Origin of the sequence: Alkalibaculum bacchi, from assembly GCF_937875145.1 — a bacterium.
GTDB classification, from domain to species: domain Bacteria; phylum Bacillota; class Clostridia; order Eubacteriales; family Alkalibacteraceae; genus Alkalibaculum; species Alkalibaculum bacchi_A.
In genome coordinates this window covers 1-26,733 of the sequence record NZ_CALNCS010000212.1, presented here as the reverse complement: position 1 = coordinate 26,733, position 26,733 = coordinate 1, and the positions used below count along the sequence as shown (strand labels likewise).

24 protein-coding genes and 2 pseudogenes are annotated in these 26,733 nt (G+C 34.6%); 4 read left to right on the top strand and 22 right to left on the bottom strand.

Features of this window, described 5'->3' with window-relative positions; genetic code table 11:
* The 13 genes and pseudogenes from Q7P22_RS12535 to rsxC all read right to left on the bottom strand — a co-directional run.
* Nucleotides 1-258: pseudogene (locus Q7P22_RS12535) on the bottom strand (F0F1 ATP synthase subunit beta); the annotation flags it as partial.
* Between the two features lie 39 nt (nucleotides 259-297).
* Complete coding sequence (gene atpG / locus Q7P22_RS12530; protein ID WP_303864645.1) at nucleotides 298-1,173, bottom strand: ATP synthase F1 subunit gamma; 876 nt, start codon at nucleotides 1,171-1,173, stop codon at nucleotides 298-300.
* Nucleotides 1,174-1,192: 19 nt separating this feature from the next.
* On the bottom strand, nucleotides 1,193-2,695 hold the full coding sequence (gene atpA, locus Q7P22_RS12525; protein ID WP_303864643.1) for a F0F1 ATP synthase subunit alpha: 1,503 nt from the start codon (nucleotides 2,693-2,695) through the stop codon (nucleotides 1,193-1,195).
* Complete coding sequence (gene atpH, locus Q7P22_RS12520; RefSeq protein WP_303864641.1) at nucleotides 2,692-3,252, bottom strand: ATP synthase F1 subunit delta; 561 nt, start codon at nucleotides 3,250-3,252, stop codon at nucleotides 2,692-2,694. Before atpH ends, atpA begins: the two co-directional genes overlap by 4 nt.
* Nucleotides 3,249-3,722 (bottom strand): F0F1 ATP synthase subunit B, encoded by a 474-nt coding sequence (atpF, locus tag Q7P22_RS12515; RefSeq protein ID WP_303864640.1) that lies wholly within the window; start codon nucleotides 3,720-3,722, stop codon nucleotides 3,249-3,251. Before atpF ends, atpH begins: the two co-directional genes overlap by 4 nt.
* Before the next feature lie 184 nt (nucleotides 3,723-3,906).
* On the bottom strand, nucleotides 3,907-4,158 hold the full coding sequence (gene atpE, locus Q7P22_RS12510) for an ATP synthase F0 subunit C (protein WP_303864638.1): 252 nt from the start codon (nucleotides 4,156-4,158) through the stop codon (nucleotides 3,907-3,909).
* A gap of 52 nt (nucleotides 4,159-4,210) precedes the next feature.
* Complete coding sequence (gene atpB, locus Q7P22_RS12505; RefSeq protein ID WP_369695537.1) at nucleotides 4,211-4,876, bottom strand: F0F1 ATP synthase subunit A; 666 nt, start codon at nucleotides 4,874-4,876, stop codon at nucleotides 4,211-4,213.
* Nucleotides 4,860-5,288, bottom strand: a complete 429-nt coding sequence (locus tag Q7P22_RS12500) for an ATP synthase subunit I (protein WP_303864634.1) — start codon at nucleotides 5,286-5,288, stop codon at nucleotides 4,860-4,862. Before Q7P22_RS12500 ends, atpB begins: the two co-directional genes overlap by 17 nt.
* Entirely contained in the window at nucleotides 5,260-5,511 is a 252-nt protein-coding gene (locus Q7P22_RS12495; RefSeq protein WP_303864632.1) for an AtpZ/AtpI family protein, read from the bottom strand. Before Q7P22_RS12495 ends, Q7P22_RS12500 begins: the two co-directional genes overlap by 29 nt.
* 695 nt (nucleotides 5,512-6,206) lie before the next feature.
* Nucleotides 6,207-8,129 carry an MASE3 domain-containing protein gene (locus Q7P22_RS12490; RefSeq protein ID WP_303864631.1) on the bottom strand — a complete coding sequence of 641 codons (1,923 nt, stop codon included), beginning with the start codon at nucleotides 8,127-8,129 and terminating at the stop codon, nucleotides 6,207-6,209.
* Nucleotides 8,130-8,321: 192 nt separating this feature from the next.
* A complete protein-coding gene (locus Q7P22_RS12485; RefSeq protein WP_303864630.1) occupies nucleotides 8,322-9,203 on the bottom strand; it encodes a methylenetetrahydrofolate reductase in 882 nt (293 codons plus the stop codon).
* A 71-nt stretch (nucleotides 9,204-9,274) separates the two neighbouring features.
* Nucleotides 9,275-9,907, bottom strand: a complete 633-nt coding sequence (locus tag Q7P22_RS12480; RefSeq protein ID WP_303864629.1) for a methylenetetrahydrofolate reductase C-terminal domain-containing protein — start codon at nucleotides 9,905-9,907, stop codon at nucleotides 9,275-9,277.
* 1 nt (nucleotide 9,908) lies between these two features.
* Nucleotides 9,909-11,873, bottom strand: coding sequence for an electron transport complex subunit RsxC (rsxC, locus tag Q7P22_RS12475; protein WP_303864628.1), 1,965 nt, complete (start codon nucleotides 11,871-11,873; stop codon nucleotides 9,909-9,911).
* Nucleotides 11,874-12,278: 405 nt separating this feature from the next.
* Between rsxC and Q7P22_RS12470 the strand changes: the two genes are divergently transcribed.
* A complete protein-coding gene (locus Q7P22_RS12470; protein ID WP_303864626.1) occupies nucleotides 12,279-12,863 on the top strand; it encodes a cupin domain-containing protein in 585 nt (194 codons plus the stop codon).
* Nucleotides 12,864-13,270: 407 nt separating this feature from the next.
* On the opposite strand, the gene Q7P22_RS12465 is transcribed toward Q7P22_RS12470, so the two are convergent.
* Nucleotides 13,271-14,341 (bottom strand): type IV pilus twitching motility protein PilT, encoded by a 1,071-nt coding sequence (locus Q7P22_RS12465; RefSeq protein ID WP_303864623.1) that lies wholly within the window; start codon nucleotides 14,339-14,341, stop codon nucleotides 13,271-13,273.
* A gap of 400 nt (nucleotides 14,342-14,741) precedes the next feature.
* Nucleotides 14,742-14,888, bottom strand: a complete 147-nt coding sequence (locus Q7P22_RS12460) for a hypothetical protein (protein ID WP_303864621.1) — start codon at nucleotides 14,886-14,888, stop codon at nucleotides 14,742-14,744.
* A 411-nt stretch (nucleotides 14,889-15,299) separates the two neighbouring features.
* On the opposite strand from Q7P22_RS12460, the gene Q7P22_RS12455 reads away from it, so the two are divergent.
* Genes Q7P22_RS12455 through Q7P22_RS12445 form a run of 3 tightly spaced genes read left to right on the top strand, consistent with a single transcriptional unit; the run spans nucleotide 15,300 to nucleotide 19,119 of the window.
* Entirely contained in the window at nucleotides 15,300-15,809 is a 510-nt protein-coding gene (locus Q7P22_RS12455; RefSeq protein ID WP_303864619.1) for an NAD(P)H-dependent oxidoreductase subunit E, read from the top strand.
* A complete protein-coding gene (locus Q7P22_RS12450; protein ID WP_303864617.1) occupies nucleotides 15,799-17,379 on the top strand; it encodes an NADH-ubiquinone oxidoreductase-F iron-sulfur binding region domain-containing protein in 1,581 nt (526 codons plus the stop codon). The genes Q7P22_RS12455 and Q7P22_RS12450 overlap by 11 nt, the downstream gene beginning before the upstream one ends.
* 3 nt (nucleotides 17,380-17,382) lie before the next feature.
* A complete protein-coding gene (locus Q7P22_RS12445; protein WP_303864647.1) occupies nucleotides 17,383-19,119 on the top strand; it encodes an NADH-dependent [FeFe] hydrogenase, group A6 in 1,737 nt (578 codons plus the stop codon).
* A gap of 185 nt (nucleotides 19,120-19,304) precedes the next feature.
* On the opposite strand, the gene Q7P22_RS12440 is transcribed toward Q7P22_RS12445, so the two are convergent.
* The 7 genes and pseudogenes from Q7P22_RS12440 to Q7P22_RS15025 form a co-directional block, all read right to left on the bottom strand.
* The gene (locus Q7P22_RS12440; protein ID WP_303864615.1) at nucleotides 19,305-19,760 is read right to left on the bottom strand and encodes a DVU_1555 family C-GCAxxG-C-C protein; all 456 of its coding nucleotides are present in this window, start codon (nucleotides 19,758-19,760) and stop codon (nucleotides 19,305-19,307) included.
* Complete coding sequence (gene trsM, locus Q7P22_RS12435) at nucleotides 19,753-20,481, bottom strand: DVU_1556 family methyltransferase (RefSeq protein ID WP_303864613.1); 729 nt, start codon at nucleotides 20,479-20,481, stop codon at nucleotides 19,753-19,755. The genes Q7P22_RS12440 and trsM overlap by 8 nt, the downstream gene beginning before the upstream one ends.
* On the bottom strand, nucleotides 20,482-20,688 hold the full coding sequence (locus Q7P22_RS12430) for a DVU_1557 family redox protein (protein WP_303864611.1): 207 nt from the start codon (nucleotides 20,686-20,688) through the stop codon (nucleotides 20,482-20,484). It lies immediately after the preceding gene.
* Nucleotides 20,675-22,960 (bottom strand): pyridine nucleotide-disulfide oxidoreductase/dicluster-binding protein, encoded by a 2,286-nt coding sequence (locus Q7P22_RS12425; RefSeq protein WP_303864609.1) that lies wholly within the window; start codon nucleotides 22,958-22,960, stop codon nucleotides 20,675-20,677. Before Q7P22_RS12425 ends, Q7P22_RS12430 begins: the two co-directional genes overlap by 14 nt.
* Nucleotides 22,961-23,066: 106 nt before the next feature.
* A complete protein-coding gene (locus Q7P22_RS12420; protein WP_303864607.1) occupies nucleotides 23,067-25,787 on the bottom strand; it encodes a molybdopterin-dependent aldehyde oxidoreductase in 2,721 nt (906 codons plus the stop codon).
* Between the two features lie 214 nt (nucleotides 25,788-26,001).
* Nucleotides 26,002-26,139, bottom strand: coding sequence for a helix-turn-helix domain-containing protein (locus tag Q7P22_RS15030; RefSeq protein WP_369695538.1), 138 nt, complete (start codon nucleotides 26,137-26,139; stop codon nucleotides 26,002-26,004).
* Nucleotides 26,140-26,403: 264 nt separating this feature from the next.
* Nucleotides 26,404-26,688 (bottom strand): annotated as a pseudogene (locus Q7P22_RS15025) (sigma 54-interacting transcriptional regulator); the annotation flags it as partial.
* Nucleotides 26,689-26,733: the final 45 nt, after the last annotated feature.

The following is a 26,733-nucleotide window of genomic DNA, read 5'->3' as shown; positions in this document are numbered from 1 at the left end:
TGTAGTATCACCAACAGGTATCGTAATAGGTGAACCTGTGTCTTCGGCTGCGTCTCCTCTTCTTAACCCATCTGTAGAATCCATGGCAATACATCTTACTACATCGTCTCCTAAGTGCTGCGCTACTTCAACGATGAGGCTTTTTCCATGATTATCTATTTTTATGGCATTGTATAGCTTGGGTAAATTTTGAAATTCAAATTTTACGTCAATGACTGGGCCGATGACTTGTGTAATATATCCAATGTTTTTAGCCACTCTTTTGCCTCCAATCTCTTGTTTACTTGTGTTCAAATTTTATTTTGCAGAATTTGCCCCTGCAACGATTTCAGCGATTTCTTGTGTAATTTGCGCTTGCCTTGCTCTATTATAACTCAAGGTTAACTCTTCAATCATTTCTTCCGCATTGTCTGTAGCCGCTTCCATTGCAACTCTTCTTGCTCCTTGTTCGCTTGCGGCTCCCTCTATCATTGCTCCATAAATGGTATTCATAATATATTTGGGAATGATATATTCAAGTACACTTTCTTCGCTAGGTTCATATTGCATTGTGGCTGAAATACTCTTACTTTTTTCATTTTCTCCTGTTTCCAGACTGTCCTTATCTAAAGGCAATATCCGTACACATTGAGGTTTTTGACTAATAGTAGATATAAATTTTGTATAGGCAATATATACTTGATCGAATTCTCCTGATTCAAATAGAGAAATAACCTTATCACCGATCTGCCTAGCCTCTTGGTAGGAAGGTTCTTCTGTATTTACATGAAAGGTAGATGCAACATGGTAATCCCTATTTTTGAAAAATTCTATACCTTTTCTCCCTACAACCATAAAACTCATATCATCTTTGTTTTCTCTATGGGAAAGGGCTAATTTAATTACATTATTGTTATATCCACCTGCTAAACCTCTATTTGCTGTAATGACAATGACTAGAGATTTCTTGCCTTGACCTTTCATTAAATAAGGGCTTGTTGGTTTTCCTACTTGTTGAGAAGCTAATTCTTTAACCGTTTGAATCATCTCATCAAAATATGCCCTTCTGGCTTCAGCTTTTTCTCTGGCCTTTCGGAGTTTGGACGATGCAACCAATTCCATTGCATGTGTGATTTGCTTTGTACTATTTACGCCCTTAATTCTCCTCTTAATCGCCCTCATATTATCAGCCATAGATTTTCACCTCTTTCCCTTAGATCCCTTTAAAGCCTTGTTTAAATTTCTGGATCATCTCACCTATCTGTGAGCTCATCTCATCTGTAAGACCTTGACCCTCTTTAATACTTTGAAGGAGTTCACGGTATTGTCTATCTGCATAACTAATAAGCTGTCTTTCAAATTCCTTGAATTGGTCTAAAGGAATGTCCTTAGTATAATCATTCGTAACAGCATAAATTACGATAGCTTGATGCTCAACCTTCATAGGAGAGTATTGATCTTGCTTTAAGAGTTCTACGATACGTTCCCCTTTTTCTAGTTGAGCTTTGGTACCTTCATCTAAGTCGGATCCAAATTGAGCAAAAGCTGCTAATTCCTTATACTGGGCGTATTCAATTCTTAGAGGCCCTGTTAATTTTTTCATTGCTTTTATCTGAGCCGCGCCACCTACTCGAGATACAGAAATCCCTGGATTAACCGCGGGTCTGACTCCTGCAAAGAAGAGTTCAGATTCTAAGAATATTTGACCATCTGTAATGGAAATAACATTCGTAGGAATATACGCCGAAATATCTCCTGCTTGTGTTTCTATAATAGGAAGAGCCGTAATAGATCCGCCATCCTTAAGTTTTGCCGCACGTTCTAATAATCTAGAATGCAGATAGAATACATCCCCTGGATAGGCTTCCCTTCCTGGTGATCGTTTTAATAATAAAGACATTGTACGATAAGCTACTGCATGTTTTGATAAATCATCGTAGACAATAAGTACGTCTTTTCCCTTTTCCATAAAATATTCAGCAATCGTTACTCCACTATAAGGTGCAATGTATTGAAGTGGAGATAATTCACTAGCAGTTGCTGCCACTACGATGCTATAATCCATTGCGCCGTGTTCTTCAAGCTTTCCTACAACTTGAGCTACTGTAGAAGCTTTTTGACCAATAGCTACGTAGATACAAATAACATCTTCTTCCTTTTGATTGATAATTGTATCAATAGCGATAGCACTCTTTCCTGTCTGTCTATCACCGATAATTAATTCCCTTTGACCTCTTCCAATAGGAATCATAGAGTCGATAGCTTTATATCCCGTTTGCAGTGGTTGCGAGACGGATTCTCTCTCAATAACGCCAGAAGCTTTTACTTCAATAGGTCGTGACTTATTGGTATGTATCGTGCCCTTTCCATCGATGGCTTGTCCCAATGAATTGACAACACGTCCGATAAGTTCCTCTCCTACTGGTACCTCTACAATTTTACCCGTGCTCTTTACGATATCTCCCTCAACAATACTGCTATCATCCCCTAAAAGAACGCAACCAATATTATCTTCTTCTAAGTTTAGGGCCATGCCATAAACCTCATTAGGAAACTCAAGCAGCTCACCAGCCATGGCGTTGTCTATGCCATGTACTCGGGCAATTCCATCTCCTACCTGAAGAACAGTACCAATATCTCTTACTTCTAGCTTTTGCTCGTATTGCAGTATTTGCTCTTTTATAATTTTACTGATTTCTGCAGCCCTAAGATTCACTTAATCACCTCTGTTTCTTCTAATCCAATATTCTGCAAATTGCTTCGTAATACATTCAACTGATTACGTACACTTCCGTCAATAACTTGTTCCCCTATATAGATGACCAAACCACCAAGGATAGATTCTTCAATAATATTTTTAATTATTACCTTTTTTCTCGTCCTCTTTTCAAGCTGTTCTTGAACTTTTTGCATATGCTCGTCTGTAAGTTTAATAGCCGAAAGAACAGAGGCTTCCAAGATGTTTTTTTCACTTAAATAACTTTCTTTAAAGGCTAAAAATATAAGTTCTAATTCAAAGAATCGATTCTTTTTAAGTAAAACCATTAGAAAATTATATAAGAAATTATGGATCCTTTTATCAAATACCTTTTGAAGAATTTCCTCTTTCTCTTCCTTTTGAACTTGAGCACTCGTCATAAGTTGCCACATTTTCTTTTCCTTTGTCAACTCTTCGACTACCATTTCAAGTTCTTGGTACATTTCATCTAATATATTGTTTTCTTTAGCGATTTCTAGAAGTGCCGTAGCGTATCTTCTGCTCCCTAAACTCACTTGACTTCACCAACTTTTTTGATAGAATCCAAGATTAATTGTTCGTGTTTTGCTTTGTGTAAGCTTTCTTTTATAACTTTTTCTGTAGCATACATGGTTAAGTCAACAATATTTCCTCTGACCTCTTCTAAAGCTTTTTTCTTTTCTAAATTGATTTCAGCTTTTGCACGCTCTTGAATTTTCATTGCTTCTTTATTTGCTTCTTCAATGATTTCGCTTTTTCTATCTTTCGCTGTATTGATCGCTTCTTCAATGATTTCCTTTGAGCGCTCTTCAGCTTTGGCTAATTTAGCAGAGTATTCTGCCTTATATCCTTCTGCTTCTGCTTTTAATGCTTGTGCATTCTTTAGTTCTAAAGACACATCATCAGATCGCTTCTGAATAAAGCCATTTATTTTTTCATAGAAAAAATGCTTTATTATGAAGAAAAATATAAGAAAGTTAGCCATGTTAAATATGATATTTTTCACACTAGCGGTAACTAAACTTGCGTTTTCCAAGATGAACCTCCTTTCCAGTAAGCCGTAGCCCATATCCAATCGAACTTCACTCCTGCTCGTTCTCTTGGACGTGCCTGACATGCTCACTTCTAGGCTGCTCTCGTCGTCCCTTTGGTCCTAGACAGCAGCAGAACTGATGCAAAAGATCTAATTTTTAAATAAATGGATTTGCAAATATTAGAATTAATGCAATAACTAAAGAATAAATCCCTGTTGTCTCTGCAACCGCTTGACCTAATAGCATAGTTCTTGTAATTTCTCCTGCTGCATCTGGTTGACGACCTACTGCTTCTGCACCTTTTCCTGCTGCAAAACCTTGACCAATACCAGGTCCTAAACCTGCGATCATAGCTAATCCTGCACCTATTGCTGAACACGCTTTAATTATTTCTATTCCTGTTATCATTTTTGTTCCTCCTTAAATTTAATATTATTTAATTAGATTTAAATCAACTCATTTAGTCCATGGCCATAGCAATAAATACCATGGATAGCATAACAAAGATAAAACTCTGCAATAATCCTGAGAAGATGTCAAAGTACGCATGGGCTAAAATCGGAATAACTAAGGGGACTTTCATTAAATTCGTTAATCCTGTATAGAGCAACCCCATAATAATGGTTCCACCAAGCAAATTACCAAATAGACGGAAACCTAAAGATATGGGATTTGCTAATTCTCCCATAATATTCATAGGGAGAAGAAAAGGAAACGGCTCTATGTAGCCCTTTAAATAAGTACCTATTCCCTTTGACTTAATAGCAAAAAACTGTGTCAAAATAAAGGTTAGTATGGATAGTGCTAGTGTCATGTTCAAATCTGCAGTAGGTGGTCTCATACCAATCAGCCCTACGGTATTTGCAAAAGCTAGGTATACTATAAGAGTAAGCATATAAGGAGCAAAACTCATATTCTTTTTTCCCATAGTAGATTCCACCATATTATTCATGGTAGTGACAATTAACTCTGAAATGGTTTGCATTTTTCCTGGTACTGTCTTCAAATTTCGAGTAGATACTACGCATAATATAATAATTACAGCCATAACCATCCACATATTTATGGTAGACGTAGTAATCTGAATGCCAAGTATTTCAGCATAAATCTTAGGACCTTCTGCCAAATATATCACCTCCTTCTACATTATTAACTTCATTAGCTTCTTTCTTTTTTGAAACAATACTGGATAAAACTATAACTATTTTTAATATGAATAATCCAATTATTGTTCCTACTATATTGATTTTTGGATTGGTCAGAGATATGTAAACAACCACTCCAGTTAAAAGGTACCTTATGCTATATTGGGAAAATACATATTTTTTAGCTGCTTCAGGATGCATCTTAACAGACTTTCTAAGGGTTAATTCTAATAATCGAAAACTTAGTAGACTATAAATCAGACTAAAAGCAATTCCTCTAACAAAAGTAGCTCCATTATCCATTAAAAAAAAAGAAATAATCCCTAGACAAACTCCTATAATTACAGATCTTTTTATGATAGTTCTATTTTCTAATTCTTTTATAGGTATCATCCTTTCGGTTTGCGCCAGATTTCATTCCTATTACAAATAAATTTCGAAAAGCCGTTAATACACCTAAAATCGTGAAAATCAGTAAAAGTATATTTCCTGTTGAAAACACCGTATCTAAGTACTTGCCTAAGAAAAAGCATCCAATAATAGGTATAAACATCGATAATCCAACCTGGCTCAGTAAAGCGAGATTTTCCAGAGGATGTCTTTTATTTCTACTCATGGTCTTCTCCTTTTCTAGCATTGAATAATATATGTATTCTTATTCAATCTAATTTTCACTGTTATTTATTAATATTAAATCCTGATCATTTTTACTATGTATAGTGCGAGTTTCACACTTTATAACGAGAATTAAAGTAAGCTTTAGGAGCTTAAATTTAAGTATGAGTAAGGTCTAATCCTATGAAGACTCAGGGTTTTTGTTAAAATTATCACTTATGAAATTATAGTTATACTTTTCAATAAGTAATAAAACTATCCTTCTATACCCACTTCCATCATATTGTATTTTTTTGTTTATGGATATAGTATATAACATCTTTTTAGATTAATCAACACTTCTATGTTTTTAGCGACAAATTTTTATAAATATAAATTTCGGGTTTTATAGCATTATATGTAGCTTTCTTTTATGTTCTTATTAAAATTTTAAAATTAAAGGGTTTTTCTTTCAGATCATTATCTTGAAAGAAAAGCCTTATGGTCTCCTGTAAGGTTTATGTTTGTATATTAATTAACTAAGTGCCCTCTACATTATAAAGTTAGAAAGCTCCCTTAACGCATTAATATTGTAATGTAGGAGACAATTTTTTTTGTAGTAAAATCATTTCAAATTAGATCAATGAATCAAAATAGCCGTCCTAACAATTTTTTTATTAAAGAGTAAACGTTTTCTCAAAACCTAAAAATTAGACGCTATGAATAAATATCCGAAAACTCTATGGAAATCAACTCTGAGCGAATAGGCAATACTTTTACTTCATTGCCACTTTTCTCTTGTTTCCCTACCGGCAATTGTATGATAAACTTGCTGCCACAATTCGCTTTGCTATGTACTTCTATCTTGCCTCCTTGCATCTTTACAAAAGCGTATACGATAGACAAACCTATGCCACTGCCTTCACATCTTCTTGTTAAGGAGTCATCTACTTTAGCAAAGCACCTAAATATAAATGGTATTTGATCTTCTGGAATACCTATTCCATCATCTTCTACAATTATGGTAATGTATTCTTGCCCATCTTGAATGTTTACCAGTACATTTCCATTTTCCTTTGAGAATTTTATTGCATTTGAAAGTAAATTTAATAATATCCTTTCGATAAGATCAGGATCAAAGGGTATGATTTTTTCTTCTACATCTGTATCAAATGTAATAGATATGTGATTGCCACTATTGTTACGATTCATATATTCTGCCACAGACAATACCATATCTTCTACTATTTGGACAATATTGTTTTCAGCTATTACGACTTCATAAGCTTTGGCATTGATTTTTGAAATATCCATAAGATTATCTATAAGTCGCCACAGACGATAGCTATTTTGCTTTGCAATACTTAAATACTTGTCCCATTTTTCTGGTGGATTTTCTGACTGCAACAACTGTATGACACCTAATATAATATTTATGGGCGTTTTAAATTCATGAGACATATTTATATAAAAACTTGTCTTTAGTTCTTCGTATTCTAAAGTGGTTTTTAGTTTTTCTTGCTGGATTTCTAATTCTAATTTCATACGCTCTGTCTTTTTATATTCTGATACATCTTGCAGGATGATCAAGGTGCTATCTACATCGTAGGAAGTGGTCGTAATTAGTATATCTAGTTTTGTCCCGTCCTTTTGTATTAAGTCTGCTTCTTGATTCTTGTAATCTGCACTTCCAATTATGGATTCTTCTTTTACCTCTATATAGTCCCACAGAGAATTTTCTTCCAACTCCTCTTGGCTCGTCAAACCTAATATACTCAATCCAACAGGATTTGCTAGAACGATTTTACCCTTGGAATGTACAAATATTGCTTCTGGCAATAACTGTACGAGATTCTCATATTTTTCCCTGCTTTCTTGAAGTATTTTAAGAGGTATGGTCATATTCACTTGTACGATAGCTTTATAAATACAATAAAAAGAAACCGTTTGAAAGAAGTCACTAATTACAGTCATATCTTCTCCAGTTTCTTTGAATAAGGTAAAAGTTATATTTGTGAAAAAAACAAATATCAAACAGTAGAGTAAGTACGTAAAAGTATTTGGATGAAATTGATCTTTCTTTTTTACTAAAATTATTACTGTACAAATCAAACCAACACTAGTAAAAAAAATACTAGCTTTTTTAAAACTTGTCGGACCAAAAGCCTCAGTATAAACAACTAGGTAGTTTGACCAGCGCAATATAGACAGAAACAATAAAATAGAAATGGAAAAACAAATAACACATACCACCTTCATATTCAGTTTTTTAGGATAGTTCATCACGAATAATAACAATGTAATGACATTCATATATTTAGCGACTGAATAAAATTGTAGAGAGAGATTATCAGAATTCATATCAAAAAAGGGCATATTGTTCTTTGTAATCATATGTAAGAAAATAAATAAAATAATAGAAATGTATCCAATACCTAATATTCCAAACTGATTATTATGTAGATTGCACTGTTTTGAATGATGAAATATAGTAACAATCATAACGCCTATAACGATTCCCATAGTTTGGACTGCATAGTGAAAGAGTTCAAAATCAATTGTACTAAGGTATAGTAATCCAAGAAGTATTACAATCATTCTATGATTTTGTAAAAAAGTTTTTTTAATGTCTACACGCATATACATTCCCCCTTAAGCTTTATGTCCAGTAACTATTTTATCATTTTTTTTTGTTGAAAATTGTCAAAGGTTCACAAATAAAATCGTTCTATAAATTATTTTATCAAAAAATAAAAACTACCCTCTGCTAGATACCGACATATTCTCAGCAGAGAGTAATTTTTCTAAAATTTTATATTATATAAAATTTTATTAAAGTCCAGCTAATGTAAGAATATCTGGAACTTTAGATTCCCAACCTAATGCCATGATATGTAAACCATCGCAATAATCTTTACATTCTTTAATAATACGTGCAGTGATTTCTACGCCAGTAATACCAGCTTTTGTCTTTTCTTTATCTTTTTTAAGTTCTTCAATCAAATGATCTGGAACGTGTATACCAGCTACATTTGCGTTCATGAATTTTACCATTCCTACGCTCTTAGGAATAACTACACCTAGCATAACTGGTACGCCAAATTGTTTCGCTTTTTCCATAAACTCAATGAATTTTTCAGGTTCGTAAACTGCTTGTGTTTGGAAGTAATCTGCACCCGCTTTAACTTTTGCTTCCATTTTTGCCAGTTGAACATCAACAGAATCACTACAAGGTGAAACAACAGCTCCTTTAGCAAATTTAGGAGGTTCACCAACAAGCTCATTTCCAGCAATATCTACACCTGATTCAAGTTGTTTTACTGCATGAATTAAAGATACAGAATCTAAATCAAAAACGGGTTTTGATTGTGGATGATCTCCAAGTGTTGTATGGTCACCTGTTAAAAGTAGTAAATTATCAATACCTAGCATTGCTGCACTTAAGATATCTGATTGTAAAGCAATACGATTTCGGTCTCTACAAGTAACTTGGAATATTGGTGGTATACCTTCATCTTTGAATGCTTTACATGTTGCCAAAGAACCTAGTCTCATTACAGATGATTGATTATCTGTAACATTAACTGCTGTTACTCTACCTTTTAAATACGTATTTACCTCTTCGATTAAATGGTCTATATTAATCCCCTTTGGAGGACCAACTTCTGCAGTAACTACAAACTCGCCACGTTCAAATAACTCAGTAAGTCTCATTTTTTAAATCGCCCCTTATCATAAATAATCTTAGCTAGAAACAAAAGCAAATAGAATAGCCAATTTTGTGTTTATTCTCCATCTTTAGTTGAAAAATCAAAAGGCTTTTTGTAATCTCGTACTTTTGTTGGATGCTTTAATGTATCTAGTTTATTTAACTTCTCAAGTTTTCTATAAATGCGTTCCCATCCACATTCCATATCTTTGTCGACTTCGCATTTACCGTTTTTGGAGCCGCCACATTGGCCATTTACTAAGCTCTTTGAGCATGCGGTAATAGGGCAAACTCCTCCAGTATAATTCAGATAACATTCCCCACATTGAGCACAATCAAGCGCCTGAGGAGTGACTCCTTGAAATCCTGGTAAAGGATAAGTATCGCAACCTGAAAATACTCTTTTTTCTTCTAAGTATTTTGCCACAGTTTGCACGCCTACACCACAAGAACATACGAGGACTGTGTCTGCATCTTTGACTTTATCCATATATTTTTCAAGTTGCAATTGCAAATGATCTGGGTTGCATATATAGTCTCTTGTCATGATTTCAGTAATATCTTTTTCAGCTGCTAATTCTTTTTGTAATTCGTCAGCTTGGTGTTCAGGAAAATAAACTTCTTTACATCCATGACAGTTTATAACAAAAGTTTTTCCTTGTGCTAAGGATGCTATCGCATCTTTTGATTTTAGTTGGGTAATTAACATATTATTTACCCTCCCTTATGGCTTTTTTTCCAGCTTTTATTGCATCTACGATCATAATCTTAGATGAACAAATACTTTGGCAACATCTGCATTCCATACAATCCATTATATTCTTTTCCTTCATGGCTACCCAGTCTTCTGCTTTTTCGTATTTTGGATAGTATAGTGGTTGAAGTTCCATTGGACATACGTCTGAACATCGACCGCATTTAATACAATCATTTTCTTCTGTTATGATGTCTTCAATGGCGATGATTCCATTCGTACCTTTCATTACTGGCACATTTAGATTATCTAGTTTAAAGCCCATCATTGGTCCACCCATTTTAATCAGAACGTCGTCACCTTTTATGCCACCACAGTGCTCGATAAGCTCTTTTACAGAGGTTCCGATTTTTACTATGTAGTTTCCAGGCTTATTGATTCTATCTCCAGTTACAGTTACAACTCTCTCAACTAGTGGCATACCTTTTTGAATTGCATCAGAGATTGCCTTAACAGTACTGATATTACTTACTATTGCACCTACATCAGCAGGTAATCCTCCACGAGGCACTTCTTTTTTTAATACTCGTTTTATGAGCATTTTTTCTGCACCTTGTGGATATTTTGTCTTTGCAACAACGATTTCGATATTTGGTAAATCTGCAGTTTTAGCTTGTAATAATTCAATGGCATCCGGTTTATTGTCTTCAATTGCAATAATACCTTTTGGTGCATTAGCAGCTTTAAGAAGTGCTTGTAAACCAAAGATCAAATCATCTGCAAATTCTAACATTACTCGGTGGTCTGCTGTAAGCATTGGTTCACATTCACAGCCATTTACCAATATTACATCGATAGGTTTTGGCGCTTTAGCTTTAACAGCAGTCGGGAATCCCGCACCACCCATACCAACGATTCCTTTTTCGCGAATGATTTCAACAATTTCATCAGGCGTAAGGCTGTCTAAATCACCAGCTGGTTTGACGGATTCGTCTAAAGTATTCTTTCCATCAGATTGAATTACAACAGAATTTACATCAAAACCACAAGTAGCATGTAATCGAGGTTCGATTGCTACTACAGTACCACTAACACTAGAGTGTATTGGACTACTGATAAATCCATTTGCTTCGCCAATCTTTTGACCGACTTTAACTTGCTGTCCAACTTCTACAATTGGATTTGCAGGTGCACCTGCATGTTGAGATAATGGAATCACTACATTTAATGGATCTGGGAAATTCACTAGAGATAGGTGTTCACTAAACTCTTTATGTTCTGTAGGATGAATCCCTCCATAGTAACCTTCAAAGCGCTCCTCACGAGCTTTCTTAACGTACTCATCAATAAACTTATAATTTACTTTTGAGTAGTCTCGAACTTCAATTGGTTGATCTAGTAATTCGCTAATTCGATTTTGACCTTTCATTCTATCGTAGATTTTTTGCCATCCACAATCCATGTCTTTATCTACTTCACATTTACCATTTTTAGCCCCACCACATTGTCCATTAATTAAACTCTTTGAACAATCGATAATTGGACAAATACCACCTGTTAGGTTTAAATAACATTGACCACATGCATCACAACGAATATCTGTTAACGCCATTCCATGGTGACCCCTATAAGCTATGGAATCACTTGCTGCGTAAACAGGCTTTTCGAGTAGATCTGCAACCATTTGAATACCCAAACCACAGGAAATGACAAATACATTTTCTGCTTCCTCTGGTACTAGAGATTGAAGCGCTTTAGATGTAGTTGTCACGTTACACAGAAAATCAACTTTTCCACTGCCAAGAAGAGTTTTACCTTGTTCATCGGCCATTTGCTCAAAACTGCTGCAATCGGGCTCATCGCCAATTTCGAATTCTTTGAAGCATTTGTTACAAGCAATAACAAATAAGCTATCCTTATTCTCTAACAATGGCGCTAACTCTTCTTTGCTCTTTAACTTAAACTTGGTATAGTCTACCAATTCCTCTTCCCCCCTTAATGAAGTTTAATAAAACTATTGATAATTTTATTACATTCTTGAAACCGAATACAAAAATATATCAATAATTGAGATTATAAGTCTTTATAAATTCTAACATAATATCGTGTTAATTTCCATAACTTGTTTTAATTTTTTAGTAAAATACAAAACTTATACATTTTTATTAGATCCTTTATTGCATTTTATCTTTCCAATGGGTTTTATTTATAACAAAGCTAGTCAATGATTTAACGTCAGCTTAAGGATCTGACTATTATTTTATCAATACAAACTTTTGGAATTTAGGTCTTAATAAGTAAAATATAGTTTTAAAGAAAATATCCTCAAGTCACAATTGTAAGCATGTAAACATACACTATAATAAACTAAGAAAGGATGGATACTATGCATTGTTGTACAAAACTTCCCTACGATTTTTGGTATTTTTGGTATTATGGTCTAAATAATTCATATTATATAAATCAATACCCCTATCAGTACCCATATTATACTGCACCAGTATACTACCAAAGCTATTACCCACAAAACCCAAACCAATTTCCTTCACATAGCGACCCCAATAATAGTAGATATAGACTAAGAGATTATGGTCCAGAGCCTTATGTAGTAAATATAGAAGAAATCACCGAGCAAAATGATAATTTCCGACTCGCTCTATGGACAGGAGAACATTTTCAAGCTACTCTTATGAGCATAGGAGTAGGTGAAGATATCGGCTTAGAGCTCCATGAAGACACCGACCAATTTTTTAGAATTGAACAAGGTCAAGGAATTGTAAGAATGGGAGACACACCAGATAATTTAGATTTTCAAGCTTATGTATATGAAGATTACGCTATCTTCGTCCCAGCAGGTAAATGGCATAATTTAATCAATACAGGAAATGTGCCCATTAAGCTATATTCCATATACGCCCCACCCCATCATCCTCATGGTACGATTCATAGGACCAAGAAGGATGCACAGTAATGTGCCTTCGGCACATTAGTTCTAAGTTCTACGTTGTAAGTTCTATGTAAAGCATCTAAGGTGCTACATCGGTCATCCTGAGAAGCTTGCGACGAAGGATCTCTGAAAATAAACTTAGTGCGAAAAAACGCTTTCACTTACACAAAAGGAGTTATGCAACTGCACAGCTCCTTTTTAGTTGAATAGCAAGAAAGTGCCTTTGGCACTTTAGTCGCTAGTCATTAGTCTTTAGCCACTAGCATTTGGGTATTCCTTTTGGGTCAAGATCCTTCGCTTACGCTCAGGATGACTGAGCTAGAAGTTAAGGTTAAAAGTAGGACTTTCCTAATACAGAATAAACAACTGTTTAACCATTGTTCAACAATCGTTCAACAATCGTTCAACAATTGCTCGACTATTGTTGAAATCTACCATATAAATTTATTCTTCATATTCTCTTGATCCATACTATAAAACAGGGTATTTTCCTTTGATATTTTTCCTCTATTTAGTAAATCAATCAAATAAGCGTCCATTGTGGTCATCCCTAGTTTTCCATTCATCTGGATAGCTCCATTAATTTGATCCATTTTATTTTCTCGTATTAAATTTCGAATAGCGGTATTACTTAAGAGGATTTCTACTGCAGGAATACGTCCATTTTGATCTTGGCTAGGAATTAATTGTTGGGATATGATTCCTCTTAATACGGTCGATAACTGTACCCTAGCTTGTTGTTGCTGATGAGGTGGAAAAATATCAATAATTCGCTCAATGGTCTTGACAGCTCCTACAATATGCATACTTGAAATCACTAGATGACCCGTTTCTGCAGCTTTAAGAGCTAAAGACAAAGTTTCAACATCATGGATTTCTCCTATGACAATAATATCTGGGTCCTGCCTAAGAGCTGCCAGAAGCCCTGAAGGGTAATCAGTAGTATCGTTTCCTATTTCCCTCTGATTGACCATGCTTTTATCATGTCTATGAAGATACTCTATAGGGTCTTCTAATGTAATAATATGGCTATTTCTCTCGTGGTTTATGATATCTACCAGAGAGGCAATAGTAGTCGTTTTTCCACTACCTGATGAACCTGTCACTAAAACCAAGCCCTTGCCAAACTTAGTAAATTCTCGTGTTACTCCTGGCAAATGAAGTTCCTCTAAAGAAGGGATTTGGAAATTTACTAGCCTGCAAGCTATAGAATAGCTTCCCCTTTGTTTGTAAGCATTGATTCGAAATCGTCCTTTTCCTGTATTAGAATAAGAATAATCAATTTGACCTTTCTCCTTTAAAGTATTAAATTGCTCTTCATTCATTATGGACATCACCATGTTTTGAGTATCTTCAACAGAATATACATCATCAGATAAATACTCTAATTTTCCATTTACCCTTATCATAGGTGGAACACCAACGGTTATATGTAAATCAGAAGCCTCCCTCTTTATGGTCTCATCCATTAGTATTAATAAGTCTTTTTTCACCTTGTTCATCCTTTCATATCACTATCGGGAAAGCACCTTTAGCGCTTTAGTAATCAACCACTAGCCATCAGTATTTAGAGCTAATCTTCACTAGATCAAAGATTTTTCGCTTGTACTCAGGATGACTGGCAGTAGCTCGGGTTCAAAAGCATAAATCCCTACCTAAAATAAACTTTAGTTAAAATCAAATAAATTCCACTATATTCCCTATTTCTAAATCACAGCGTTTAAAAGTACCTGAAGGGACTTCTAACACACAAGATGTCTTAGGCACTATGGGCTCACTTTATTCTTTTCCATAGAATGTATTATATAACATACCTGACCACCTTTATCAATAAAAGCTACATCGATGAGAAATTTTATAAAAAGGCTTCATTATTCATTAAAAAAAAGATTTTCTCATAGCTCATTCATCTTCTGGTAAAGATTCTACATCTATAAATATTTCAAGTCTATCTTTTACTGCCTTTTTGTCAACACAAAACATCTCATTGATTAATAATACAATTACAATAGTAGTCATTAAAGCAATAATATATAGTATTGTCTCCATATCTTCACCGCACTCTATACTTTTACATCAACCAATCTAGTTAATACAGTAATGGCGATAAGTTCAAGAAATACTCCACCAAATATCATAATCCTACCTATATAATATCATAAATCCAATATTCTTCACCTTATATCCAAAACCTTGAGTTTACATAAAAATATAATCTATGTTCTTTTAATACATCCCAGAGTTTACATTTATTGTATTTAGATATAGTAAAGATTATTCTTATTATAAATTTATTCTTGATTATAGTTAGTTTCTATAATATCATTATGGAGGCATATGGTAATAATTAATTAACGCTTTAATCTCTATAAATCTATGTGTATTGTATACTAAATGCACATATTTATTATGCCATAGATTTATTTAGGTTAATTTGAAAAAACAAAGGGGGAAGTATGTATGGAATTTACCTTTGATCTTGAGAAGAACAAAGAAAAAATTCTAGAGTTTAAGGGATTTCTTTCAGACCACAAAGACATGCCTGGAGCTTTAATTCCGGCATTGCAAGAAGCTCAAGTTAAATTTGGGTATCTACCTCAAGAAGTTATGGAAATAATTGCTCGTGGATTAGATGTGCCTGCATCAAAAGTATTTGGCGTTGCCACTTATTACTCTCAATTTACCTTTATTCCAAAGGGCAAGCACAACATCAGCATTTGTCTAGGTACTGCATGTTATGTAAAAGGTGCTCAAGGTATTTTAGAAGAATTTGAAAATATCTTAGGAATAAAAGGTGGTGAAACGACCCCAGATCTACAATTCTCTATTACAGATTGTAGATGTGTTGGAGATTGTAGTATCGCACCAGTAGTAGTAGTGGATGAAGATGTTTATGCAAAGGTTAAGAAAGCAGATGTAAAAGATATCATTCAGAAATACAGTTTGGAGGTAGAGTGCGTTGATAACTAGGGAAGAACTAAATCGTATTCGAGAGTCTCACAAACCAGAGCTAGAAGCTAAATTATTAGCAGATGGCATAGCAGAAGTCAAAAACGGTCACCTTGTTTTAACAGGAGATTACTATAAAAACCAAAAAAGAGTTGCATTAAAAAATTGTGGTTTAATTGATCCTGCGAATATTGATGATTATATAGCACTTGGTGGTTATAGTGCATTAGAACAAGTTTTATTTGAAAAAACTCGAAAAGAAGTAATCGATTTCGTAACAGAATCCAATCTTCGAGGAAGAGGGGGAGCGGGATTCCCTGCAGGAAGAAAGTGGAATGAAGCTTACGGAATAGATTCCGATCAAAAATACTTCCTATGTAATGCCGATGAGGGAGATCCAGGTGCTTTTATGGATCGTCACATTCTTGAAAAAGATCCTCATTCTGTTTTAGAAGGGATGGCTATTGGTAGCTACGCGATTGGTGCAAACCAAGGGTATATCTACGTTCGAGCAGAGTATCCATTAGCAATAAAAGTATTACGTAAAGCTATCGAACAAGCTAGAGAATATGGATTATTAGGTAAAAACATATTAGGATCAGGTTTTGATTTTGATATCGATTTAAGATTAGGATCAGGAGCCTTTGTTTGTGGTGAAGGTACAGCTCTTATGGAGTCTATCGAAGGCAATCGAGGAATGCCAAGAAAGAAACCACCAAGAACTTCTCACAAAGGTTTATGGCTAAAACCTACTATTCTAAACAATGTTGAAACACTAGCATGTGTACCTGTTATCTTCCAAAATGGAATAGAGTGGTTTAAAGGAATCGGTACAGAAAAATCAACTGGTACGAAGGTATTTGCTCTTGTAGGAAAAGTAGAAAATGCTGGACTCGTTGAAGTACCAATGGGTATGCCATTAAAAGAAATCGTTTATGATATTGGCGGTGGCGTAGCAAACGGTAAGAAATTAAAAGCAGTACAAACAGGTGGACCATCCGGTGGATGTATTCCAGTAGACTTAATGGACACTCCAGTAGATTTTGAGTCTCTTGCTAAAATTGGGTCTATTGTAGGTTCTGGTGGTATGGTTGTTATGGATGAAGATACATGTATGGTCGATATTGCAAGATTCTTCTTAGAGTTTACTGTTGATGAGTCTTGTGGAAAATGTACTCCTTGTCGAGTTGGTAACAAGCGTATGTTAGAAATGCTTACTCGAATTACAGAAGGTACAGCAGAATTTCATGAAATAGAAGATTTAAGGGAACTTGCAGAAGTAATTGCAGAGACTTCTCTTTGTGGCTTGGGACAGACAGCACCAAATCCTGTTCTTTCTACATTAAAATATTACTATGACGAGTACGTTGCTCATGTCAGAGACAAAAAATGTCCTGCAGGAAGCTGTAGATCCCTAATACACTTTACTATTACAGAAGATTGTATAGGATGTACAAAATGTGCAAAAGTATGCCCAGTTTCTTGTATTTCTGGAGAAAAGAAAGAGCTACATACTATCGATGATAGCCAATGCATCAAGTGTGGAGCATGCCTAGAATCTTGTCCAAAAGATGCCATTAGAAAGGAGTAGGAAATCTTGATTAATTTAACAATTAACGGAAAAGACGTATGTGTACCAAAGGATTCTACTATATTAGATGCCGCTAAAAAACTCAATATAAAAATTCCTACATTATGCCATATGAGCCTTTACGATATGCAGTTTTTCAATCAACATGCATCTTGTAGAGTATGTGTTGTAGAGGAGGTAGGAAGGAAAAAACTTTTACCTGCATGTGGAACTCCAGTAAGTGAAGGAATGAAGATTGCTACAGATACTCCTCGTGCTATTAGAGCGAGAAGAACCATTGTAGAATTACTTCTTTCTGATCACCCTAATGATTGCCTTATCTGCCCTAAAAATACAGACTGCGAACTTCAACAAATCGCTGCTGACTTAGGCGTTAGAGAAATCAAATACCAAGGTGAAATGGTAACTGTTCCTGTAGATAATAGCACTTATTCAATAGTAAGAGACATGTCAAAATGCATCCTTTGTAAGAGATGTGAAACAATGTGCTCTAATGTTCAAACCGTACATGCTTTAACAGATATTGGAAGAGGTTTTGATACCGTTATGGGAGCAGCTTTTAATGCCCCAATGAATGAAACAACTTGTACTTTCTGTGGACAGTGTCTTGCTGTATGCCCAACAGGTGCATTAACAGAAGTAAACAATGTCTCTAAAGTATGGGATGCTATTAATAGCGATAAGGTCGTTATCGTTCAAACAGCTCCTGCTGTTCGAGTTGCCTTAGGAGAAGAATTTGGAATGGAGCCAGGTACTTTAGTAACTGGTCAAATGGCAGCATCTTTAAGAAGACTTGGATTTGATAAAGTATTTGATACGGATTTTGCTGCTGACCTTACAATCATGGAAGAGGCTAGTGAATTAATACATAGAATCCAACATGGTGGAAAGCTACCTCTATTAACAAGCTGTTGTCCAGGATGGATCAAATTCTTAGAACATCAATTTAGCGATATGTTAGATATACCATCTACTTGTAAATCACCTCATGAAATGTTTGGTGCTGTTGCAAAAACATATCTAGCAGAAAAGATGGGCGTTAAACCAGAGAATATGGTTGTCGTTTCTGTTATGCCTTGCGTAGCTAAAAAATACGAAGCTGCAAGACCTGAATTAAGTGAAGGACCAGAACATGATGTAGATATCGTAATCACTACTAGAGAACTTGCCTTAATGATTAAAGAAGCTTGTATCGATTTTGCTAACCTAGAAGAAGAAGACTTTGACAATCCATTAGGAGAATCAACTGGAGCTTCTGTTATATTTGGTACAACAGGTGGCGTTATCGAAGCAGCACTTCGTACTGCATATGAAATGATTACCAATAAGTCTTTAGAAAATGTAGAGTTTGAAGATTTAAGAGGAATGAAAGGTATTAAAGAAGCTACAGTAGATATCGATGGTCTAGAAATTAATATCGCTGTAAGTCATGGCCTTGGAAATGCTCGAAAACTATTAGAAAAAATCCGTTCAGGAGAAGCAAACTATCATGCGATTGAAATCATGGCTTGTCCAGGAGGCTGTATCGGTGGTGCTGGTCAACCTTTCCATCACGGTGACATGACTCTTCTTGACAAACGAGCAAAAGGACTTTACAAAGATGATCGTAGCAAAACTTTAAGAAAGTCTCATGAAAACCCAATGATTAAACAAATCTACGATGAGTTCTTAGGAGAACCATACAGTGAAAAAGCTCACGAGCTTCTTCATACAAAATATGTAGCACGTAAAAAGGTTTAAAATATCTTATTAACATACTATGTATGTAACTTATAACTATGTAAATACCTTTACAAGGGAGAATGCGCTTAGGCGCATTCTTTTTATATGCGTAAAGCACAAGTACTCTAAATGATAGATATGCTTTTGTAGTAAAGTTCAGCTCTTACTCTACTGCTCTTTTTAAGTATTATTATAAAATGAACTTATTCATTTTCCCTTATCCCAAATTCATATCCATTTTCTGTTAAGAGCTCTATGACTTTTTCATAGCTTTTTTCTATTATATTACCACACTTTATCATATAACTGTTTTCTCCATCGTCAAATTTATTTACACCAATAATGTCTATACAATCAATGCTTTCAAATTCTTCTTCAAACCAATCTGTGAATTCATGAACCATATCACCATAATTTTCTTTGTAATATTCTTCATCTTTTCCTCTGCCTGCATAAAGACCTAATATCATTATTCCACCTATGAGTATGCCACAGGTTTTTTGCCTACCTGCTATTCCGTTACATAATCCATTTGCACTTCTAATTAAATCTTCATTGACAGTATCTTCGTCGTCTAAAGCCATCTTAAGCATAATCTGTGTACAGCAATATCCAATAGCGGATAATTTAAATACTTTAAAAGCAGTTTCATTAGACATCGTAAACCTCCTTACGAGCAATCATTAAAAAATATCCTAATTTTGATTTTGATAAAATACTTTGAAACCTATTCTCGTCAAAAGAGCCACCCTGAGATCCTTTCCAAAAGTTCCCCATGGAACCGTACCGAAATATTATTTTAAAAATGATTTGTTTTATATATTTATCATATTTTTCTTCAAGAAGTATATTAAATCCTTTGCTCTTCAAAATGCTTTTTAATTTTGCAATATCATGAGGTCTTTTTAGGCAAGTGCCCATGGAATAGCTTTGTAATTCATCTAGGTACTCCGTATTATTGATGTATAAATCTGAGATCACAAAATACCCACGTGGGTTTAATACTCTATACACTTCATCTATTGAATTTCTCAAATTGTCCATCAATGATAACGTGCATTCTGCAAATACACCGCTAAAAGAATCCTCTTCAAATGGAATATTCTCTCCAGAAGCAATTACTATTTCTGAATCTGTGTTTCTCCTTGCTTCTTCTACAAGTTCAAGTGATATATCCAATCCTTTAGCAGGGATCTTATAATTATCTTTTAAATAATTAATCGTTGCTCCCTTGCCACAACCTAAATCCAACAGCATGTCCTTATCTTTGAATGCACAATATTCTATGGCTCTTTTCGTTATTTCAAAGCCTCCAGGTCTTAACGTATCGCCAAGAGTACTTTGCATAACAGGACATTCGTATAAATTTTGTGTGGACAACTACTTATCCTCCAATGACTTTTCTACTTCTAAAATTTTACCCCTAGCTAAATCTTCTTCTATAAGAACCATACCACATTTAGGACATTTTAATAGTTCTACTTGGAAATCAGCATCCAAATAAACAATACTGGTTGTTTCTAACTCTAATTTTTCATTACATTTATCGCATATCCATGGAACATTTGTATTTTCAAGAACTTTCATTACTATTTACCTCCACAACTTCCATTCTATGACTGTAAACGTTAGTTACTACAATATCTTCTTCCTTCGTCTTATATTGAACCCAATACGTTACATTTTCTATTCGTAACCTCGTTAAATAAGATTGATTGGAAGGATCGTAAAACCTTTCCCTTTTTTCTATGGAATTTTCAACGGATTTTCTTACATCACTAAATACTATGTACATTTCTTCCATTTTATCTTGTGCTTGTTCCGTAAAAGTAATATTGTATTTACCTTCATCATACATTATTTCTTCACCCCAGATGTCTTTTAGTAATTTCCTTTTAACATACATTCTATTATATTGCCTTTCTGAAAGAGTAGGCATTTTTTGCAAAGCAGATTTTTCAAAATCATCGCTAAACAATAAATCTAGTATGTGAAACGTTCTTTTTCCTTTGCTTGTAAACAAATCTTTACACATGGTGCAATATACGAGTAAATCTTCACTGCTTTCCATTATTCGATCATCGATAAAATCATTAGATTGGTCCCTATTAGCAAAGTAGACTAATCCCCCATAGCCACAGCATTTTGTGAGTTCTTTAGAATACCTTAGTTCGTGTATTTCATTATTTAACTTAGAGACAATCCTTCTTATGCTCTCTTGCATTCTTGAATGATCTCTAGCTGTACAAGGGTCATGAATATTTAACTTAAGGGTTTGGGAAGAATTTGTATTTTTAGGCAATTCATGTTGATCTATAACCTCCCACAAAGATACGTAATCTATTTCATCCATATATTTTTCAAAATTGCTCATACAACTAGAGCAAGCTAATATAAATGTTGGTTTTCCCATTTCAGTCCATGCATTTTTAATTAACGAAACATTTTCTTTCATTAATTCCGTTTGACCGGCCCAATCAGCAGGTGCACCACAACAGCCAAGCATAAGCCCTACACCCTCATCTATACTCTCTGTCAAATACTTATATATGTTTTCAATGTAATCAGGGTTTGAAGCTGGGAGCTGGCAACCGGGATAAAATACATACTTACTATTTTCTTTTCCCCATTCTTTTTTATATGTAAAAAACTTCTCACTATTGCTAAATTTCATATCCTTTAGGGCAAAATCATGGGCCGATTGAGGCATTTCATCTCTTTCTACCATGCTTTGTCTTGTTTCTACTATAACCTCTTTCATATCAACGTCATAATCGCACATTTTACCACAAAGGCCACATTCTGTGCAGGATAATATCATTTTGTTAGCATAATGAGAACCTTTGATTATTCTTTCATTATGGTTAATATTTCTTATATACGATTTTGGAGCTATATCAAATTTCTTAAGATGAACACATTCTTTTATGCAATCTCTGCATTGACATTTAAAACATCTCGCTGCTTCCTCAATAGCTTCCTCTTTCGTTAAAATATTGCCTCTTTTATTCTTTTGCTTTATTACTTCTTCATCATCTATTTTATAATTTAAAACAGTCTTATAACTTCCTTCGTTTTCTCTTGATGCAGTCATGGATGTACCTTTTATGTATCGCTCTATGGAAATAGCAGATCTTCTTCCTACACTTACAGAAAAAATGATAGAGTTATGTAAAGCTTCATCCATTTTTCCCACAAATACATTGCTGTTTTCCACTTGAAAAGTTTTTATATCAATTTCATATGATGACATTAAATTTTTAGCTGCAATAAATATAGCATCGTATTGGCTCATTAGATCATTTAACTTATTTTCATCTACTGAAGTATTTAAGAAAATCTTTACGTTTTTTTCATTTAAAAATAAAAATTCTTCCTTTATTAGTTCAGAAGTAATGTATTCTCCTTGAAAGTCCCATATTCTCCCGCCTATTCGATCGTTCTCTTCATAAATATCAACAGTTATTCCTTTTTTAAGAAGGTCGTAGCTTGCTGTGAGCCCTCGTAGCCCACTACCTATTACGGCAACTTTTTTATTTATAGAAGGGATTTTAAATCCTTTTTTAGGCTTAGTATATCCATGAGATACTACTGATCTTTCAAGCTCTCCAATTGAAATACCCCCCCCTTTTTTATCTCTAACACAGTGTTCTTCACAAGGGTGGTCACATATCATGCCTATTATTCTTGTAAATGGTATCCTTTTCTCCATCAATTTATACGCTTTATTAAAATTACCACTTTCAATTTCTTCAGTAAATGACTTTACGTCTAAATGAAGAGGACAGTACGCAGTACATGCAGGTGGTGCTTCATTTATACATCGATCACCTGTTTCTAACAACTTATCGAGATCCATATTTACCTCCAAAATAAGGTGTGGGGACAAAACGCCCCCATCCCTTTATTTATTTATTTTGACGGTTCTTTCAAACAAAACTCATCCTAAATTAAAAGTGTGTTTCTTAACCTTTTAATCCTGCCAATATTTTTTCTGGCAATGCAGGTAATTTTGTTATTCTTACGCCACAAGCATCGTAAATAGCATTTACTATTGCAGCATGTGGTGCTGATAAAGGCATTTCGCCAACTCCAGATGCTCCTCTTGCTCCATCAGGTCTTTCTGTTTCTTGATGAATGATTTTAATATTATCTGGTACATCTTTTATTTGAGGCATTCCTGCTTTGGTAAATGATGTATGGAAGTGAATATCTTCGTAATCTTCTGTCAATGCAAGGCCAATACCTTGTGCTAAACCACCGTAAATTTGTCCTTCAACAACTAATACATTACCAATCTTACCAACATCAGATACGATAGTTAATTGTTCTACAGATGCTTTACCAGTCGTTGTATTAACCTTAACTTCAGCTAATAAAACACCGTACATATAGTTTGCAAATGGTTCCCCTTGGCCTGTAACAATATCTTGATCTGTTCCAGGTGTAGCCCATTTACCTTCATATTTTGTTGGAAGGCCTGCTGCAACAACTTCATCATATGTCATGTATGTACCATCAGGTTTTCTAAGTGCATTTACAAGGTTTTCACAAGCAACTCTTGTAGCATTACCAGTAGTTACTGTAGAACGGCTACCACCTGATGGACCTGAATTAGGTGTTTTTTCCATATCGTTCATAACCAAACGAATTTGTTCAGGAGTTATTCCTAAAGGCATTAATGCGTCATAAGCGTGGTATAGCGTACCCATGTCTGCTCCTTGACCATGGTCTTCCCAAGAGTTACCTACACTTACTCCTCTAGGAGTAATTTCTGCCCAAGCTTCAGAAGTATCAACTCCACCTAAGCCTGCACCATAAATTAACAATGAAACACCTGTACCGTATTTAAATTCTCCGCCTTCTTTATTCTTTTCTGCAGCTTTTGCTTTTGCTTCTGCATAATAAGGTTTTAATTTATCCATTGCATCGACTAAGCAATATACTTCAGGTGGGCAACCTTGTGGTGTTGTATCCCCAGGTCTGTATACATTTTTATACCTTAAATCAAATGGGTCAACTCCCATTTTTTCTGCTAGTTCATCTATTAATACTTCTGTTGAGAATAAACTTTGAGGTGAGCCATATCCTCTAAATGCAGAACCCCATTCATGGTTTGTTGCTACGGTACGACCTTGATTTCTGATATCTGGAATCATATATCCTGCACCCATAAACTCTGTTCCTCTTAAAGTCAATAGGTCTCCAAATTCACAGTATGGACCATGGTCTACGGAGAAATCACCTTCCATAGCTAGGAGTTTACCATCTTCATCTGCAGCAAATTTAACATTCATGAAGAATGGAGATCTCTTTCCTGTGTAAGCAAAGGTCTGATCTTGCGTAAACTCTAAGTATACAGGTTGCTTTGTTACTAAGGTTGCTACTCCTAAAAGACCTTCCATTGTTGGACTAAATTTATAACCGAATGTACCGCCTGCATTGTTTTCAACGATAACATATTTTTCAGGGTCAACGCCGATACCTTCTGCAGTCATTAGATGATGGAAATGTAATGCAATACTCTTAGAGTGAACGATTAATTTTCCATCTTCGTCCATATAAGAAAATCCTACATCACTTTCAAGAGGCATATGTGGTTGTCTTCCAACATAGAAATCATCTTCTACAGTGTATTTAGCTTTTTCAAATATTGGTGCTGTTTCTTCTCCCTTTATTACTCCACATTCAAAATAAACATTTGGTGTTCCAGGGTGAATTTCAATAGCATCTTCTGCCATTGCTTCAAGAGCACTCATATATGCAGGTAATATTTCAAGTTCAACTTTTACTTTTTTACAAGCTTCTTCTGCTATAGAAGGATCCGTTGACAATACTATGGCTATAGGGTCACCATATTGGAATATTTTTTTATCGCAAAGTATAGGTCTTTCTTTTCCATCACCTTTATTTTGAGGGAATGCCAAACCATTTATTCTATTTGTTCCTGGAACATCTTTATAAGTTAATACTTTATAAACACCAGGCATCTTTTCTGCTTCTGAAGTATCTATAGAAAGAATATTTGCGTGAGATACTTCTGCTTGCACTAATTTAGCATGTAATGTTCCTTTAGGAAGTTGAAGTCCTAAATCCGCACCATAATCCCATGTTCCTGTTACTTTAGCTAAAGCTGATGGTCTAATATATTCAGTACCCATCATTTGAGCGCCTTGTGGAAGTTTGTACCATATGTCTTCTGTCTTAATTTCGCCTCTCATCAATCTAGCTGCGTCCATTACAGCATCTACTATTGGTATGTATCCAGTACATCTACATAAATTTCTATGTTTTTGGAACCAAGCTCTAACTTCTTCTCTAGTTGGATTTATGTTTTCTTCTAATAAAGCAACTGCTGATACGATAAAACCAGGAGTACAGAAACCACATTGAGCTGCACCATGAACCATCCATGCTAATTGTAAAGGATGTAGGTTTTCTCTAGAACCGACGCCTTCAATCGTTATAATCTCTGCGTCTTCTTTTACATTTTTCATTCTAGTAATACATGATCTTACAACTTTACCATTAAGAATTACGGAACATGCACCACATTCCCCTTTGTTACAACCAACTTTTGTACCTGTTAAATGCATTTGTGCTCTTAAAAACTCTGATAATTTTGATTGAGGGTCAACAACAGCTCTTGTTTCAACCCCATTGATGAATAATGTTCTTTTAATCATAATTATCCTCCTTAAATATATTAGTTTACTACTACTATATTTATAGCAATTTCCATGCCAAGCTTTAAAGCTTCTGATTTCAATAAAGCGAACAAATGTTTGTTCGTTTTATTAACAATATCCGTCCATTTATTGTTAGAAAATTGAACAAAGTGTCATTTATAATATTTTGATATTTCTATTTGTATATTCCTTACTTTTAAGATTACAAACACTATATATGGATATTGTACTTCTTTATCTTATTATATAATGTATTTCTCTTTATCCCAAGAATATCAGCCGAATGTGTAATATTTCCATTGCATCTCCTTATTATTTTTACTAGATGCTCTTTTTCCACAGATTCCATATCCATATTTTCTTCATAACTTTCGTGACTACAGCGATTTAATCTCTTCATGAAATAGTGTACTGGAAAACTTTCTGTATTAATTATTAATTCAACTATATTTTGAAGCTCTCTTATATTACCTGGCCAATCATATTTTTCCATCATTAATATATCTTCTTCTGTGATATTAATTTTATTTTTATTTAAATCGTTAGAAATTTTATCCATAAAATAATCTAATAATATTCTTATATCACTTTTTCTTTCTCTTAAAGGAGGAATATACAAGGGCAATACATTTAACCTATAATACAAGTCCTTTCTAAATTTTCCTTCTTCAACATCTTCTTCTAAATCCCTATTTGTTGATGCAATTATTCTAACATCCACAGGTATGGGTTTTTTACCACCAAGTCTAGTGATAAAACCTTCCTCTAAAGCTCTCAAAAGTTTCACTTGCATGTCTAAGGGCATTTCTCCTATTTCATCCAGTAAAATAGTACCACCACACGCTAATTCAAACTTCCCAGGATTCCCACCTTTTCCGGCTCCTGTGAAAGCACCCTCCTCATATCCAAATGATCATATACATTTTATGCTCAATCGGTTATA